The sequence below is a fragment of the Labrys sp. Lb11 genome, assembly GCF_057554225.1.
This window is the reverse complement of record NZ_BAAJOT010000001.1, coordinates 965,347-979,971: the sequence shown is the minus strand read 5'-3', so window position 1 is coordinate 979,971 and position 14,625 is coordinate 965,347. Positions and strand designations below refer to the sequence as shown.

The following is a 14,625-nucleotide window of genomic DNA, read 5'->3' as shown; positions in this document are numbered from 1 at the left end:
GACCGACCGGTCCCGCGCGGAGCCCAGGCTCCGCGCGGCGCCCTTGCGTCCGCCGCCGCGGCTCCGGAGCCTCCATGAAACAATCCCTCGTCGCCCTCCTGGGCACGCAGAAGGTCCTCAACAGCCTGAGGACCCTCGGCCTGGCGCTCGCCATCGTCCTGCTCGCGGCGATCGTGCAATCGCAGCGCTCGACCTTCCTCAGCCCGGAAAACATGATGACCCTGGTCCGCTCGATGGTGGCCCTGGGCATGGTGGCATTCGCACAGATGCTGGTGATCCTGCTCGGCGAGATCGACCTGTCCGTCGGCGCGGTCTACGGGCTGGCGGGCATCGTCACCGCGACCCTGTGGCTGGGCGGGGGCAGCCTGCCCTTCACCACCCCGCTCCTGATCGCTCTCGCGGCCGGCATCGGCCTCGCCCTGCTCGCCGGCCTCGTCAACGGCTTCCTGACGGTGAAGGCAGGACTGCCCTCGTTCATCGCCACGCTCGGCATGCTCAACGTCGCCGACGGGCTGTCGCTGCTGGCGAGCAACGCCTCCACCTTCACCCCGGCCTACAACGACCCGCTGCCTCCGGCCTGGGAGCTCTCCGTCTTCCACGGCCTGGGCGGCGCGCTCCTGGCCCATGACGTCCCCTCCGAGGTGCTCTGGCTCGTGGCCGCGTTCGTCCTGTTCTGGGTGTTGCGCCATCGCACCGTCTTCGGCTTCAGGCTTGTGGCGATGGGCGGCAATCCGGACGCGGCCCGGGTCGCCCGCCTGCCGCTGAGCAAGTACAAATACGCCGTCTTCCTGCTCAGCAGCCTGATGGCCGCGCTCGCCGGCATCATCGACTTCTCCTATGTCGGCTCGATCGGGCCGAGCCAGTCCGGCTCTCTGCTGTTCTCGGTGATCGCCGCCGTCGTCATCGGCGGAGCCAGCCTCAACGGCGGCCGCGGCACGGTCGTCGGCACGCTGCTGGGCGTGATCCTGCTGGCGCTGCTGAACAACGGCCTCGCCCTGCTCGGCGTCGGCTCCTTCGCCCAGCTCCTGTTCATCGGCCTGGTGACGATCGGAGCCGTCTGGCTCGACCTCGTCTCGCAGAAGCTGATCCGCAGCGCCGGCCAGCGCTCGGCCCGCAGCGGCGCCGGAGGAGCGGCATGATCCGCCTCAGCGGCAAAGCGATCACCAAGCGCTACGGCGCGACGCGCGCCCTCGACGGTCTCGACCTGGAGATCGCCTCGGGCGAGATCGTCGGCATCGCCGGCCCCAACGGCGCCGGCAAGAGCACGCTGACGCGCATGCTCGCCGGCGAGGAGAAAGCCGACAGCGGCGACATCGTGCTGACGCGGCAGGGCGTGCGGGTCGACGAGGCCTGGCGCCGAGTGGCGGTGGTCCACCAGGAACCGCATGTCTGGCCGAACATGACCGTCATCCAGAACCTGGCCGTCGGTCGCGAGGGCCGCCGGTTCGGCCGCATGGCGCCCGACACGGCCGCGGCCGACGCCGTGCTGCGGCGGCTCGGCATCGCTGCCTTCGCCCATTACGAGCTTTCCGACCTGTCGCTGGCGGTGCAGCAGCGCGTCGAGATCGCCCGGGCGATCATGAGCGAGGCCGACGTCTTCCTGTTCGACGAGCCCAACTCCGCCTTGACGGAAGAGGAATCGCAGGCCTTGTTCGTGACGATGGCCGAGCTCGCCGCAAGCGGCAAGATCGTGCTGCTGATCACCCATCGCCTCAATGATTTCGTCCGCTGCTGCAACCGCGTGCTGGTGCTGCGCGACGGGCGCATCCGCGCGGAGATCCGCGGCGCCGACATCACCGAGACGGCGATCGCGGCCGAACTCACGGCGAACCAGGCCGGAGCGGCAACGACGGCGGAACCGCGCAGCGAAACTCGCTCCGGCACGACTGCCCCCCTGCTGCGGCTCGAGCGCTGCTCGGACCGGATCGGTGCCTTCCGCGACATCAGCCTCGACGTGATGCCCGGCCGCATCCTTGCACTCGCCGGCGTGGAAGGCTCGGGCGCGCGGGAACTGGCACAGGCGATCGGTGCCTTCCGGCCGATGAACGGAGCCGATCCCGGCGGCCGGGATCAGCGGACGGTGGCCTATCTCGCCGCCAGCCGGCGCCAGACGGTGTTCCACAACATGAGCGTCGGCGAGAACCTCGCGATCCGCCTGGGCTGGCGCAAGCTGAGCGCACCGATGCCGCTGCTCGACTTCGGGCGGATCGGCGCGGTGGCGGAGACCAGCATCCGGCGCTACCGCGTGAAGACGGGGAGTCCCGACCATCCCATCACCTCGCTCAGCGGCGGCAACCAGCAGAAGGTCGTGCTGGGCGCCGCCATGGAACAGGACACCGACATCGTCGTGATCGAGGAGCCGACCCGCGGCGTCGACATTTCCAGCAAGGCCGACATCTACGAGTTGCTGCGCGAGGTCGCCCGAACCGGGCGGGCGATCGTGGTCTTCTGCACGGAAGTCCAGGAGATCTTCGACGTCGCCGACGATGTCGTCGTCCTGTCGCGGGGCCGGATCGCCGGGCGGGTCGACATGGCCGCCATGCCCGACATCCCGACCCTGGCGGACCTCCTGGCCCGCTACGAGAGCGCCTGGGAAGCAGCCGGACACTGAAGCGGCGGACGCGCTGCCCCTCTGGACCGGAACGGCGCCGGATGCGAAAGGTCGGATCGGACCTGCCCGACGATCGCAAGAGGAACCGCCATGTCCCATCCCGCACTGACAGCAGGGCGCGCTGCCGTGATCACCGGCGCCGCCAGCGGCATCGGCCTTGCCGCGGCGCAGCATCTGGCGCGCCTGGGCATGAAGGTCTGCCTTGCCGACGTGAATGCCGCTGCCCTGGAGAGCGCGGCCGCGAGCCTGGCCGCGATCGCCGCCCGTCCCGAGGACGTGATCGCCGTGGCCACCGACGTCAGCCGGCTCGAGGATGTCCAGCGCCTGAAGGAAGCCGCCTACGACGCCTTCGGCGAGGTCGCGGTCCTGATGAACAATGCCGGCACCGAGGGCGGCGGCCAGCTTTTCGGCGACCGCGGGCGCTGGCAGCGCATCGTCGACGTCAACCTCTGGGGCGTGATCAACGGCGTCCAGACGTTCGTGCCGGCTATGATCGCCCAGGCCACGCCGGGGGCCGTCATCAACACCGGATCGAAGCAGGGCATCACCTGCCCGCCGGGCGACACGGCCTACAACCTCACCAAGGCGGGGGTGAAGGTGGTGACGGAAGCGCTCAGCCACGAGCTGCGCAACATGCCGGGCTGCCGGGTGACGGCCCATCTCCTGGTACCCGGCTTCACCTTCACCGGCTTCACGAAGGTGCGCGTCTCCGAGAAACCGGCCGGCGCCTGGACGCCCGAGCAGGTGATCGCATTCGGCCTGGATGCCGTCGCGCGCGGCGAGTTCTACATCCTGTGCCCGGACAACGACGTCACCCGCGACATGGACGAGCGCCGCATCCGCTGGGCGGCGGACGACGTCATCCTGAACAGGCCGGCCCTGTCGCGCTGGCACCCCGATTTCACGGAAGCGTTTGCGGCCTTCATGGCAACCGATCCGGCGGGCGCGGGCAAGCCGTAGCGCCATCGCGTTCGCGGAAGCGCCGGCGGCAGGCGCTCACCCCGTCGCCTCGACCGGCATATCCTTGCGGACGCCGACCTGCTCGCCGATCCGGTTCGCCAGGTCGTGCAGATCGAAGCCGAGCTGATCGAAGGCGAAGCGGAGCGCATAAAGCCGGCCGACATCGTCGCTGGCCAGGCTGCGTGTGCGGCCGGCGGTGCGCAGAGCGTCCATCTCGGCCACGTAGGCCTTGAAGCTGGCGTCGAAGGCATCGACGTCCGGCGGCGCGGCGCCATTGCGCATGGATGCCGCGGCGGCACGCAGCACCGCCACGGACGCGTCGCGCAGGCCGGACAGGCTGGGCTGGAGATCCGGCCCGACAGCCGCCGGCAGCGGCTTGGCGGTGGCCCGGCCGATCATCACCAAGTCGTGGCGCACGCGATAGAGCGTGCGCACCAGCGGCTCCGGATCGACGATATCGCTGAGATGGCTGCGGCGCTCGCGCGTCGCCTCGTCGGCGGCCGTCTCCAATTGCTTGAGCGAAGCCCGGATCTTCGCATGGATCGCCGGCAGGCCCGGCCTCCCCTGCTCGCTGGTCAGGCCTTCGATCAGAGCGATCATCAGGTCCGCGTTGAGGTCGGCGATACGGGCCGCCGAAGCGCTGAGGATGCCGTGGGCTCGGGTCGGCAGCACCAGGAGGGCCACGGCCACGCCGATGACGTTGCCGAGGGCAATCTCGACGATCCGTTCCAGCGCGTGGACGAAGGGGTCGGCGATGGGCCCGCTCATCGGCACGAGCACGATCAGAGCCGTGATCGGCGCAATGCGAAAATTCGCCCGAAGCGCCGCCAGCAACCCCATGGGCGCTATGGCCAGGATGATGGCCAGGCCGAGCGTCACCTGGCTCTGATGCGGAACCGCGACCGCGATCAGCGTGCCCCAGGCCGCACCCGCCAGCGTGCCGGCCATGCGGTCGGCCGCTGCCTTTACCGACCCGCCGAGGCTCGCCTGCATGACGATGATGGCGGTGATCACCACCCAATAGCCTTGCGGCAGGCCAAGAAGCTTGGCGGTCGTATAGCCGAGCCCCGCTGCGAACGCCATGCGCAGTGCGAGGCGGATCTCGGCTTCTCGGGCGCGGATCGAGGCAAGGAGGGGCAAGGCAGGAATCCGGGAACGGCGGAACGATGCGTCTCGTCTTGCCAGAACCGCGCCACCGCGGCCAAGCCGGATTTCTGTCCTGCCGATCGGGTGCGACCGGCCGGGCACCGGGAACGCGCTGGACCTGCCCAACCGTCACCGGCGCCCGAGGCTCTCCGCTATGCCGCCTTGCCGAGCAAGACGACGACATCCGTCGTCTCGCGCGCATGTGCGACGAGGCGGCTGCGGCTCTCGTCTATCCAGCCGGCGAGCTTGACCACCCGCCCGGTCTCCGTCCCGTCGTCGCGGGTCTCCGCCGGTTCGACGATGGTCAACCCACTGCCGTCGAGGAAGAAGGTGTGGTCGCCGAACATCTCGCTGAGCTGCGGCACGGATGGATGGTTCTCGGGTACGGCCTGGGCATCGATCTGGCCGAGGGTACGATCGATGCGGATGGAGGTCAGCTTCATCGCGTGATCCTTTCGATGGGACGGATGACGTCGCGGCCCATGACCTGGTGCCGCCGACCCGGCAGGGTCTGCCGCCTTCCGGCGGTCGCATGCGGCTCGCCGCGGCGAGCCGGCGCCCGGCTGTGTGCCCCGAATCGCGGGGGAGCCGGCCGAAACCGACGCGAAGCTGACCGGGAAATCGGGTCATGGTCTGATGGCGATGTGACCATTCCATGGAAATCGCGACGGCGCCGCGTCGGCGGCGCCTCAGGCCGACAGGACCAATTCGATTTCCGCGAGCGGCAGGGCGGTGAGTTCCTTGGGAACCTCGGCGCAGACACACCGGGCAACGGCCTTGTGCATCGCCTTGCGCAGAGTGCCGAGCACCCGCGGCGACGCCACCAGCACCAGATCCGCGAAGGCCCCGTCATGCGCCTGCCGGTAGAGCCGGCCTGCCAGCTCCACCGCAAAGCGCTCCTCCGCCTGCCTGTGCCAGTCGGTCTGTTCCAGGGCGCTGCCCGGGCCGCCGGCGATGCCGACGGACTGCCCCGGCTGGTCCGTGCCCTGCTCGCGGGTCGCCGGATTGCGCTGCTCCAGCACCTCCTCGATCGCCAGCCGCAGCTTCAAGGCCGTGCCGTGGTTGCGCAGGAAAAGCGCCTTCTCGCCATCGCCGACAAGGATGAGGGCATTCTTGGGAATGCGGATCCCGGGCATGGCTGTTCCTCCTCGTCCTGCTGACCAGCAAATGACCGCAGGCAGCCGATGTTCCCGACGGGCCGCCACTCGCCACCGCCCTCGGACGAGGGGACCGTCCCGATCCCCTCAGGGGCGTCGCCAGGGGTTCGAAGCTGGCCCGAACGCCGTATCGGATCAGGCCCGGATATTCAAACCGGAGGCCCCGAGGCGGCACCTCGCCGAAGCCGCGCTCAGGCGCGCGAGCCATCGGACCGCCGCAGCACCCCGCGTGGCCGACCGGGCGGCGACGCGGCGTCCCTGGCCCTACGGCTCCGGACCTGAGAGGATGCAGCGACCGGCCGCGCCCCGAACCAGGCCGCGGCAGCAGGAGGACGAGCCATGCCGCTGACACTGAGGGGATCGTGCCGGTGCGGTGCCGTGCGCTTTTCGGTGCAAAGCCACACCCCGCATCCCTACCAGCTCTGCTATTGCTCGATCTGCCGCAAGACCGCAGGCGGCGGCGGCTTCGCCATCAACATCATGGGTGTCGCCGAAACCCTCGAGGTCAAGGGCAAGCGCGCGATCGGCCTGTACCATGCCGAAATCGTCGGCGAGGACGGGCACTGCAACGTGTCGAGCGGCGAGCGCCGCCACTGCAAGGCATGCGGCACGGCACTCTGGGTGTACGACAAGGCATGGCCCGACCTCGTCCATCCCTTCGCATCGGCGATCGACAGCGAACTGCCGGTGCCGCCGGAGCGCACTCATCTCATGCTGGGCTCGAAAGCGGGCTGGGTCGAGCCGGTCATCGGCCCGCGCGACCAGACCTTCGAGCACTATCCCGTCGAGTCGATCGAGGAATGGCACCGCAAGCGGGGGCTCTGGGTGGATTGACCGGTCCGGCGTCCCGACGAAGGCATCGCCAGGGCCGGCCCGCGCGGGCTCGACGTTTCGTCCGGCCCGGCCGGCTTCACGCGCCGGGCGGATCGGGGAGCGACGCGGCTGGGAACAGTGCCGGCTCGGGCCCGACATAGACGGCGCGGGGGCGGATGAGCGCTCCCTCGGCGCGCTGCTCCAGCGCCTGCGCGATCCAGCCGACGGAGCGGCCCGCGGCGAAGAGGCCGAAGGCCGTGCCTTCGGGCAGTTCCAGGCTGCGTCGGAGGGCGACGAGGGCGAAGTCGATCGAGGCCCGGCGCCCGGTCAGCTCGAACACGGCCTCGGCGAGGGCCGGTTCCGGCTGCCCCGGCCGGAGCCCCTCCATCAGGGCCAGAGCCCGCACGTCGCCGCCGGGATAGAGCGGATGGCCGAAGCCGGGGAGCTCCACGCCCGCCGCCAGCATAAGGCGCAGCGTCGCAGCCGGCCGGCGTTCGCCCGCCAGGCTGCGGCAGAAGGCTTCGACCCGGGTGGTCATGCCGCCATGGCGGCCGCCGGAGAGGGCGGCAAGCCCACCGACCACGGCGGCACGCAGGCTCGCCCCGGTCGAGGCGATGCAGCGGGCGGTGAAGCTCGACGCGTTCAGTTCGTGGTCGGCACAGAGGATCAGCGCCATGCGCACGAGGTCGGTACCCACGGCATCAAGGCCCCAGGCGACGGCACATTGCTCGTGCAGCGGCGCCGTGTCCGGAGCCCGGCCGAGCAGGCAGGCCAGCAGGCTGCGGACCAACCCGCCACAGCCGGCCGCAACCCGTCCCGGGCTCTCCTGCCAGGCCGCAGTGCCGTCGTCGGCGGCCATAAGCACGAAACGGCGCATCAGGTCGTCCGGCCCCTCCTCCTGCGACGGCAGCGGGAGGCCGTTTCCGAACGGCACGATCGGACCGAAGGCCTCGGCTTCCGGCATCTGCCAGAGCAGCGACGCGACCGCTTCGACGCTGTGGGTCCGCGCCAGCACCACGGCATCGCGGCCGCGATAATAGAGCCGGCCGTCGCGGATCAGCGTCAGGCCGGACTCGAGCACGGGCAGCCCCCAGTCGAGGGTTGCCTTGGCGATCTCCTTCGGCCGGCGCCCGCGGCGCCTGTCGGATGCGAGCGCCTCGACCGCCTCAAGGGAATAGTGCCGTTCGCGATGGTCGGGACCGGGCAAGGCCGCAAGCAGACCACGGCTGACATAGGCATAGAGCGTCTGCCTCGTTACCCCGAGCCGGGCGGCCGCCTCGGCAGCGGACAGGGACGCAATCATGCCGACGCTCCGGGAACAGATTGATTCATGTAATCAAGATTGACGATTAATTTCAATCGTCCTTCGGTGTCGCCGCTTTCATCGCAACGGGAGGCGCGCCATGGCGCAGAATTCCACCGGACGGGACGAAATCGAGACGGGCGACAGCACGGCATTCGGCGGCATGCTGGCCGCGATCTGGCAGGCCGCAGGCGGCGCATCGGCCGCGCTCGGCCGCGTGCATGTCGCCGGTCGCGGCAGCCTGCCGTCGGCCTTCGCCGTCACCGATCTCGCCGCCGCGTCCATCGCCGCGGCCGGGCTGGCCGTCTCCGAGCTGAGCCGCGTCCGCGGCCTGCCCCCGCCGGCCGTCACGGTCGACCGGCGGCTCGCCTCGTTCTGGTTCGACATGTCGCTGCGGCCGCAGGGATGGGCGCCACCGCCGCCGTGGGACCCGCTTGCCGGCGACTACCCCGGCGCCGACGGCTGGATCCGCCTGCACACCAATGCACCGCCTCATCGCCGGGCGGCCCTCGCGGTGCTGGCGGTCGAGGCCGACAAGGACAGCGTGCGCCGAGCGGTCGCGGCCTGGCCCACCGAGGCGCTGGAAACTGCGATCGTCGCCGCGGGAGGCTGCGCCGCGAGGATGCGCACCATGTCGGAATGGGCCGCCCACGAACAGGGGCGCTGCGTCGCGGCGGAACCCCTGGTCGGGCGGACCCTCACCGAGGCCGGCGCCATGGCCGACCGGTCCTTCGCCCCGGTCCGGCCGCTGGCGGGACTGAAAGTGCTCGACCTGACCCGTGTCCTCGCCGGCCCGGTGGCGACGCGCTTCCTGGCCGGCTATGGTGCGCAGGTCCTGCGCATCGACCCTCCGGACTGGGACGAGCCGGCCCTGGTTCCCGAGCTGATGGTCGGCAAGCGGACCGCCCGGCTCGATTTCGGCACGGAGGCCGGCCACTCCCGGCTGATCGAGCTCATGGCCGGGGCCGACATGCTGGTGCACGGCTATCGCGGCGACGCCCTGGAGCGGCGGGGGCTCGGCGCCGAGGTCCGGCGCCGCATACGGCCCGGCCTCATCGACGTCCGCCTCGACGCCTATGGCTGGTCCGGCCCGTGGCGAAACCGACGCGGCTTCGACAGCCTGGTGCAGATGAGCACGGGCATCGCCGAGGCGGGCATGCGCGCGGCCGGCGCCGGACGCCCGACGCCGCTGCCGGTCCAGGCGCTCGACCACGCCACAGGCTACATCATGGCGGCTACGGCCGTGCTGGGCCTCCTCGCCCGGCACGAAACCGGGTGTGGCCTCGAAGCGAGGGCCTCGCTGGCGCGGACCGGGCTGCTGCTGACCGGGCATGCCGCGCCGGTCTCCGAAGGAGCGCCGGCCGCCGAGAGCGAGGCGGACCTGGGCAACGCCGAGCCCACGGCCTGGGGTCCTGCCCGACGGCTGCTGCCGCCGCTGCACATCGACGACGTGCCGATGCGCTGGTCGCGGGCGGCCGCTCCGATGGGCTCGGATACGCCGGACTGGGACTGAAGATCCGCCACGCCGGTGGCCGGGCCTCCCGAGGGAGGGATCAAGCGGCCTCGGCGGCAAGCCGTGCCGACGCCACCCTGAAGGCGATGGGCACGGCGAGCGGACCGGAGCCGTAGGCCGCCGTCCGGGCGGCGACGGCGGCCCGGAAGCGTTCGCGCTCGGCCTCGTCCAGCCCGGCGATGATCGTGCCGAGCCGCGCGAAGCTGGTGCATGCCAGCGACCACAGCGCCGCAAAGTCCGGGAGGCGGTGCATGCCCTCCTCCACGGTGATGGCCGGCGCCGAGAAGCCGGCGCCGGCGAAGATCGCGCGTAGCGCCTCGTCATCCGAGAAGCGGAAGGCGCCCGGCCCGGGCGGCAGGGATTCGGGGATGCGGATCCCTTCCTCCTGCAACGCATCGAAGAACACGCCGTTGATGCGCGAGCGCGACGGCCCCTCCCACCAGGACACGGCAAGGCGCCCGCCGGGCGCCAGGACCCGGGCGAACTCGGCGAAGGCCCGCTCCGGCACAGGAAAATGGCCGATGCCGAAGCTGCACAACACCGCCTCGAAGGATGCATCGGCAAAGGGCAGCGCCTCGGCGCTCGCCACATGAAACCTGGCCGCGGGATGGAGCCCGGCCGCCAGCCCGACCATGCGCGGCGACAGGTCGACGCCGGTGGCGGCTGCCCCGAGGGCCGCGGCCCTGCCCGCCAGCACGCCCGGACCGCAGGCGACGTCGAGCACCCGGTCGCCTCCGCCGATGGCCGCCTGCGCCAGGAGCAGCGGATGGGCGCGCTCGGTCACCGGCGTGAACGCCTCGTGATAGCCGGCGGCGATCCGATCATGGACGGCGCGCTCGAAAGCCTCGAACGCCTCGGCGGCACTGGACTCGCTCATGCGGTTTCCTCCCGGTCGCCGGCCGTGCTCGCGCCGGGACTCATCGCTGCCACATTAGATGCTCGCCATGGAAATGACAGGGCAGGCGCGCCGGACGGACCCGAGCGACCAGGGGCACCGCTCGTGGAATGACAGGCTGCCGCAATCCAGCCATGCGATCGAGACAAGGAATCGCCGATCGAAGACGCATCGCCGGGCCGATTCCCGACCAGTCCGCCGCCGAAGGCCGCTACTGCCGGCCGACGACGCCTCGACGGGATCGGCATGCGATGCCTTCGCGAGGGACTGCCGACATGCCCGTTTCCGACGCCCTTTCCTTCTTCCGCGCCTGGCTCGGCGCTCCGCTGCGCGTCGCATCGGTCACGCCGTCAAGCCCGGCCCTCGCCGCCCTGATAACCCGGGACCTCTCGGCGGAGACCGGCCCGGTGGTCGAGCTCGGCCCCGGAACGGGCGTCTTCACCTACGCGCTGCTGAAGCAGGGCGTGGCGGAACGGGATCTGACGCTCGTGGAGGCCGGTCCTGATTTCGCGCTGCTGCTCGAGCGGCGCTTTCCGCAGGCCCGCGTGCTCCGCATGGACGCGGCGCGTCTGCGCGAAGCCGCCCTGTTCCAGGCCGCGACCGTCGGCGCGGTGGTCAGCGGCCTGCCGATGCTGTCGATGTCGCCGCGAACGGTCATCGCCATCCTGCGCGGCGCCTTCGGCTATCTGCGGGCCGGCGGCGCCTTCTACCAGTTCACCTATGGCCCGTCCTGCCCGATCCCCGGGGCGATCCTCGAACGCGCCGGCCTCGAGGCCGTGCGCGTCGGCTCGACGCTGCGCAACCTGCCTCCAGCGTCCGTCTACCGTATCGTCAGGCGAGGGGCGAGCGGACCCGCGAGAAGCTGAGGCGCCGTCGCGGCGCCGGGATCGCGGCGGCCACAGCCGACGCCGGGATGTACGGCTCAGCAGGGCCTGCAGGTCACCGGCACGAGGAAAAGGCCGAAGCCGCGCTCGTCCGGAACGATTTCCCCCTGCCGCACCGCGCGCCTGTAGGAGGCCCGCCAACGGTCGCGCTCCGGCTCGGACGCCTGTCGCGTCAGGAAACGGGCGCGGCCGTTCCAGAGCGGGGCGTCGGCATGGTCGAGAACGCCGATCTCGGCGCGGAAGCGAGGCGCCTGCGTGTAGATCCGGGCTTCATCGAGATCCCTTGCGCCAAAGGTGAGGACGGCAACTTCGCCAATCTGGATGGTGAAGAGGGCCACGGCCGAACCTCCCTTGCAGCAACGCGCGCCGGGGAAGATTGCGATGGTTTGTTAGGAGACAATTAGCCGGCCGCCGTCCCAGTCGCGTTCCCGACGGCGGTGGAGGGTCTCGTCGGGACGGCCCCCAAGACGGATGGTCCCGGCCGACCTCAGGGAGGGGGCAAAAACGGGCGTGGCGCGATGACGGCCGCGAGACCCGGCCGTTCACGCCCGGCCACCACCTGCCGCAGGCCTTCGCGGGCGCGCTCCACGACGCGCCCCTCACGCTGCATGGCATAGACGGCATAGGCGGAGTGGGAGAATTCCGGCGCTCCGGCTACCCGGCGCAGGCGGCCGTCGTCGAGGAAAGGTTGCGCCGTGCCGATGCGGAAATAACCCGAGCCGCCGACGCTCAGGAGGTAGATCAGCGCCAGCGGCCCGAGCGAGATCGACACCGGGGGACTGCCAAGCTCGGGAAAGGCGGCCTGGTGGTTCGCCGCGAAGGCCGGGCCCCAATCGACATGAATATAGTGCTCGGGGTGCATCACGCCGTCGGCGGCGCTCGTCACCAGCACCAGCTTTTCCTCAACCAGGAGTTCCGCAACCAGATCCTGGCGTTGCGGCGGGTTGTAGAGCACGGCGAGGTCGAGCGAGCCGTCCTGAACGCGGTCGAGCAGGCGCGCCGGCGCGTCGATTTCGGTGCGCAGAGCAACTTCGGGGCAATGGCCGTGCATCCACACCAGCCAGTCGGCCAGGAGCGGATGCCAGAGGCTGAGTTCGCCACCGAGACTGACGCCGTCCTTGCGGCCGGGCGGCAGGGCGACCTGGTGGCGTGCCCTTTCCCAGACCTGGATCAGAGTGGTGGCGTGGCGCACGAAGCGCTCGCCGGCGGGCGTCAGCCGGGCGCCGGCCTTGTTGCGGACGAAGAGGCGACGGCCGAGGAGATCCTCCAGCGTGCGGATCCGGGCGCTGACTGCCGTCTGGGTCAGATGCATGCGCTCGGCCGCGGCGATGAAGCTGCCGCTGGCCGCCACTTCCAGGAAGGTCCGGGCCAATCCGATATCCATGGATTCATATGAAATTTTCTGCGTTTATTTGCAATCAAAATGCGTTTGTCTGCAGTGATCGCAAATGCCACGATGAGGATGGAAATGGAATAAACCCCGTATTTTTCCTGTCAAAAAACGAGACCGACCTCGAGCATGAGCATTTCCGAACTTCAGGGGCCGGGGCTGATCGAAGCGCAGTGGCAGCAGCTCACGGCTCTGGCGACGACGCTCTCGCCCCGGCAACTCGTCTGGGTCAGCGGCTTCCTGGCCGGCCTCGAGCACGGTGCGCGCGCGGCGGGCGGAGCCACTGCCGCCGTCGAAGCCGAGCCTCCCGTCCCCGGCCTGCCGGCCGGCGCCGCCGACCGCAGCCTCACCATCCTCTATGGCAGCGAAACCGGCAACGGCGCCGCCGCGGCCGCGGATCTCGCCGAACGGGCCAGGGCTCGCGGCCTCGCCGTCGCCCTCCACGACATGGCGGCCTACAAGACCCGGCAGCTCAAGGACGAGCAGGACCTGCTGATCGTCACCAGCACTTACGGCGACGGCGATCCGCCGCAGCCGGCTGCGGGCTTCTTCGAGTTCGTCGAAGGGCGCAAGGCGCCCAAGCTGCCGGGCCTGCGCTTTGCCGTGCTCGCGCTCGGCGACTCGACCTATGACCGGTTCTGCGAGGCCGGCAAGCGGCTCGACCGGCGCCTCGAGGAGCTCGGCGCCATCCGGCTGCAGCCGCGCATCGACTGCGACATCGGCGACGACGAGCCGGCATCCGCCTGGATGGCCGAGGCCCTCGCCGCCCTGGCGCCCGGACAGCCTCGCGCCCCGGCCGCCGCGCTCCGGCCAGCAACGCCGGGCGACCCCGCCGAATCCTTCGGCAAGCACAATCCGTTTCCAGCCGCGGTCATCGAGAACATTGCCCTCACCGGCCGGGGGTCGTCGAAGGAAACCCGGCATGTCGAACTCACCCTCGACGGTTCCGGCCTGAGCTTCGAGCCGGGCGACGCGCTCGGCATCGTCGCGCGCAACGATCCCGCCCTGGTCGAAACCCTCCTCACCCGGCTCGATCTCGCCGCCTCGATGCCCATCGAACTCAAGGGGCGGACGATGCCGCTCGGCCAGGCCCTGGAGACGGAGCTGGAGATCGGCCTCCTCACCCCGCGCTTCCTCGACCATTGGGCGACCCTGTCGGGCGCCGAGGCGCTGCAGCGGCTGAGCCAGGCCGACGAACGGGCCGCCTTCTCGCGCAGCCATCATGTCGTCGACGTGGTCCGCCGTTTCCCGGTCCAGGGCATCGACGCCGCCGGCTTCGTCGCCAGCCTGCGGCCGATGCAGCCGCGGCTCTATTCGATCGCCTCGAGCCTGGCGGCCATTCCCGACGAGGTCCACCTGACGGTCTCGACCGTGCGCTACGAGCTGCACGGCGAACCCCGGTGCGGCGTCGCTTCCGGCTACCTGGCCGAGCGCTGCGGCGCGGATACGAGGGTGCTGGTCTATGTGCGGAAGACTCCATATTTCCGGCTGCCGGCCGACGACGTGCCGATCATCATGATCGGTGCCGGCACCGGGGTGGCGCCCTATCGCGCCTTCATGCAGGAGCGCGAGGCGCGCGGCGCTCCAGGCCGCTCGTGGCTCGTGTTCGGCGAACGGAATTTCCGCACCGATTTCCTCTACCAGACCGAGTGGCAGGCGCTCCTCGGGGCCGGCCTGCTCACCCGCATGGACGTCGCCTTCTCGCGCGACCGCCAGGGCCGCGTCTACGCGCAGGACCGGCTGAAGGAGCAGGCTCGCGACGTCTTCGCCTGGCTGGAGGATGGCGCCCATCTCTATGTCTGCGGCGATGCGACCCGCTTCGCCCCCGACGTCCATCTGGCTCTCGCCAGCATCGTGGCGACGCAGGGCGGCCTCGGCGCCGATGCGACGGAGGATTATCTCCAGCGTCTGCAACGAGACGACCGCTACCATCGTGACGTGTATTGAGGACAC

Annotated in this window: 14 protein-coding genes; 7 read left to right on the top strand and 7 right to left on the bottom strand. The window is 70.6% G+C overall.

Annotated features, from left to right (window positions below; genetic code table 11):
• The first annotated feature begins 74 nt into the window (after positions 1 to 74).
• The 3 genes from AC27L4_RS04580 to AC27L4_RS04570 all read left to right on the top strand — a co-directional run bounded on the left by AC27L4_RS04580 (position 75) and on the right by AC27L4_RS04570 (position 3,571).
• Positions 75 to 1,139 carry an ABC transporter permease gene (locus AC27L4_RS04580; protein ID WP_487140766.1) on the top strand — a complete coding sequence of 355 codons (1,065 nt, stop codon included), beginning with the start codon at positions 75 to 77 and terminating at the stop codon, positions 1,137 to 1,139.
• The gene (locus AC27L4_RS04575) at positions 1,136 to 2,611 is read left to right on the top strand and encodes an ATP-binding cassette domain-containing protein (RefSeq protein WP_487140765.1); all 1,476 of its coding nucleotides are present in this window, start codon (positions 1,136 to 1,138) and stop codon (positions 2,609 to 2,611) included. Before AC27L4_RS04580 ends, AC27L4_RS04575 begins: the two co-directional genes overlap by 4 nt.
• A gap of 90 nt (positions 2,612 to 2,701) precedes the next feature.
• A complete protein-coding gene (locus AC27L4_RS04570) occupies positions 2,702 to 3,571 on the top strand; it encodes an SDR family NAD(P)-dependent oxidoreductase (RefSeq protein ID WP_487140764.1) in 870 nt (289 codons plus the stop codon).
• A gap of 36 nt (positions 3,572 to 3,607) precedes the next feature.
• Here the strand turns inward: AC27L4_RS04570 and AC27L4_RS04565 are convergent, their stop codons facing one another.
• From AC27L4_RS04565 to AC27L4_RS04555, 3 genes are all read right to left on the bottom strand, one after another.
• Entirely contained in the window at positions 3,608 to 4,711 is a 1,104-nt protein-coding gene (locus tag AC27L4_RS04565; protein ID WP_487140763.1) for an FUSC family protein, read from the bottom strand.
• Positions 4,712 to 4,869: 158 nt separating this feature from the next.
• Positions 4,870 to 5,160: a hypothetical protein gene (locus tag AC27L4_RS04560; protein WP_487140761.1), complete on the bottom strand. Its 291-nt coding sequence runs from the start codon at positions 5,158 to 5,160 to the stop codon at positions 4,870 to 4,872.
• 246 nt (positions 5,161 to 5,406) lie between these two features.
• The gene (locus AC27L4_RS04555; protein WP_487140760.1) at positions 5,407 to 5,853 is read right to left on the bottom strand and encodes a baeRF12 domain-containing protein; all 447 of its coding nucleotides are present in this window, start codon (positions 5,851 to 5,853) and stop codon (positions 5,407 to 5,409) included.
• A gap of 360 nt (positions 5,854 to 6,213) precedes the next feature.
• Here AC27L4_RS04555 and AC27L4_RS04550 point away from each other — a divergent pair, with 360 nt between their 5' ends.
• Positions 6,214 to 6,708, top strand: coding sequence for a GFA family protein (locus AC27L4_RS04550; protein ID WP_487140758.1), 495 nt, complete (start codon positions 6,214 to 6,216; stop codon positions 6,706 to 6,708).
• Between the two features lie 76 nt (positions 6,709 to 6,784).
• Here the strand turns inward: AC27L4_RS04550 and AC27L4_RS04545 are convergent, their stop codons facing one another.
• Positions 6,785 to 7,990 carry a citrate synthase gene (locus AC27L4_RS04545; protein WP_487140757.1) on the bottom strand — a complete coding sequence of 402 codons (1,206 nt, stop codon included), beginning with the start codon at positions 7,988 to 7,990 and terminating at the stop codon, positions 6,785 to 6,787.
• A 100-nt stretch (positions 7,991 to 8,090) separates the two neighbouring features.
• Here AC27L4_RS04545 and AC27L4_RS04540 point away from each other — a divergent pair, with 100 nt between their 5' ends.
• Positions 8,091 to 9,503: a CoA transferase gene (locus AC27L4_RS04540; protein ID WP_487140755.1), complete on the top strand. Its 1,413-nt coding sequence runs from the start codon at positions 8,091 to 8,093 to the stop codon at positions 9,501 to 9,503.
• 40 nt (positions 9,504 to 9,543) lie between these two features.
• Here AC27L4_RS04540 and AC27L4_RS04535 read toward each other — a convergent pair whose 3' ends face one another.
• Positions 9,544 to 10,380 carry a class I SAM-dependent methyltransferase gene (locus AC27L4_RS04535; protein WP_487140754.1) on the bottom strand — a complete coding sequence of 279 codons (837 nt, stop codon included), beginning with the start codon at positions 10,378 to 10,380 and terminating at the stop codon, positions 9,544 to 9,546.
• 293 nt (positions 10,381 to 10,673) lie between these two features.
• Here AC27L4_RS04535 and AC27L4_RS04530 point away from each other — a divergent pair, with 293 nt between their 5' ends.
• A complete protein-coding gene (locus tag AC27L4_RS04530) occupies positions 10,674 to 11,264 on the top strand; it encodes a class I SAM-dependent methyltransferase (RefSeq protein WP_487140753.1) in 591 nt (196 codons plus the stop codon).
• A 56-nt stretch (positions 11,265 to 11,320) separates the two neighbouring features.
• Here AC27L4_RS04530 and AC27L4_RS04525 read toward each other — a convergent pair whose 3' ends face one another.
• Together AC27L4_RS04525 and AC27L4_RS04520 are read right to left on the bottom strand one after the other, a co-directional pair.
• Entirely contained in the window at positions 11,321 to 11,620 is a 300-nt protein-coding gene (locus AC27L4_RS04525) for a hypothetical protein (RefSeq protein WP_487140752.1), read from the bottom strand.
• Positions 11,621 to 11,769: 149 nt separating this feature from the next.
• Positions 11,770 to 12,666, bottom strand: coding sequence for a LysR family transcriptional regulator (locus tag AC27L4_RS04520; RefSeq protein WP_487140751.1), 897 nt, complete (start codon positions 12,664 to 12,666; stop codon positions 11,770 to 11,772).
• A 135-nt stretch (positions 12,667 to 12,801) separates the two neighbouring features.
• Between AC27L4_RS04520 and AC27L4_RS04515 the strand changes: the two genes are divergently transcribed.
• Positions 12,802 to 14,619 carry an assimilatory sulfite reductase (NADPH) flavoprotein subunit gene (locus AC27L4_RS04515; protein WP_487140750.1) on the top strand — a complete coding sequence of 606 codons (1,818 nt, stop codon included), beginning with the start codon at positions 12,802 to 12,804 and terminating at the stop codon, positions 14,617 to 14,619.
• Positions 14,620 to 14,625: the final 6 nt, after the last annotated feature.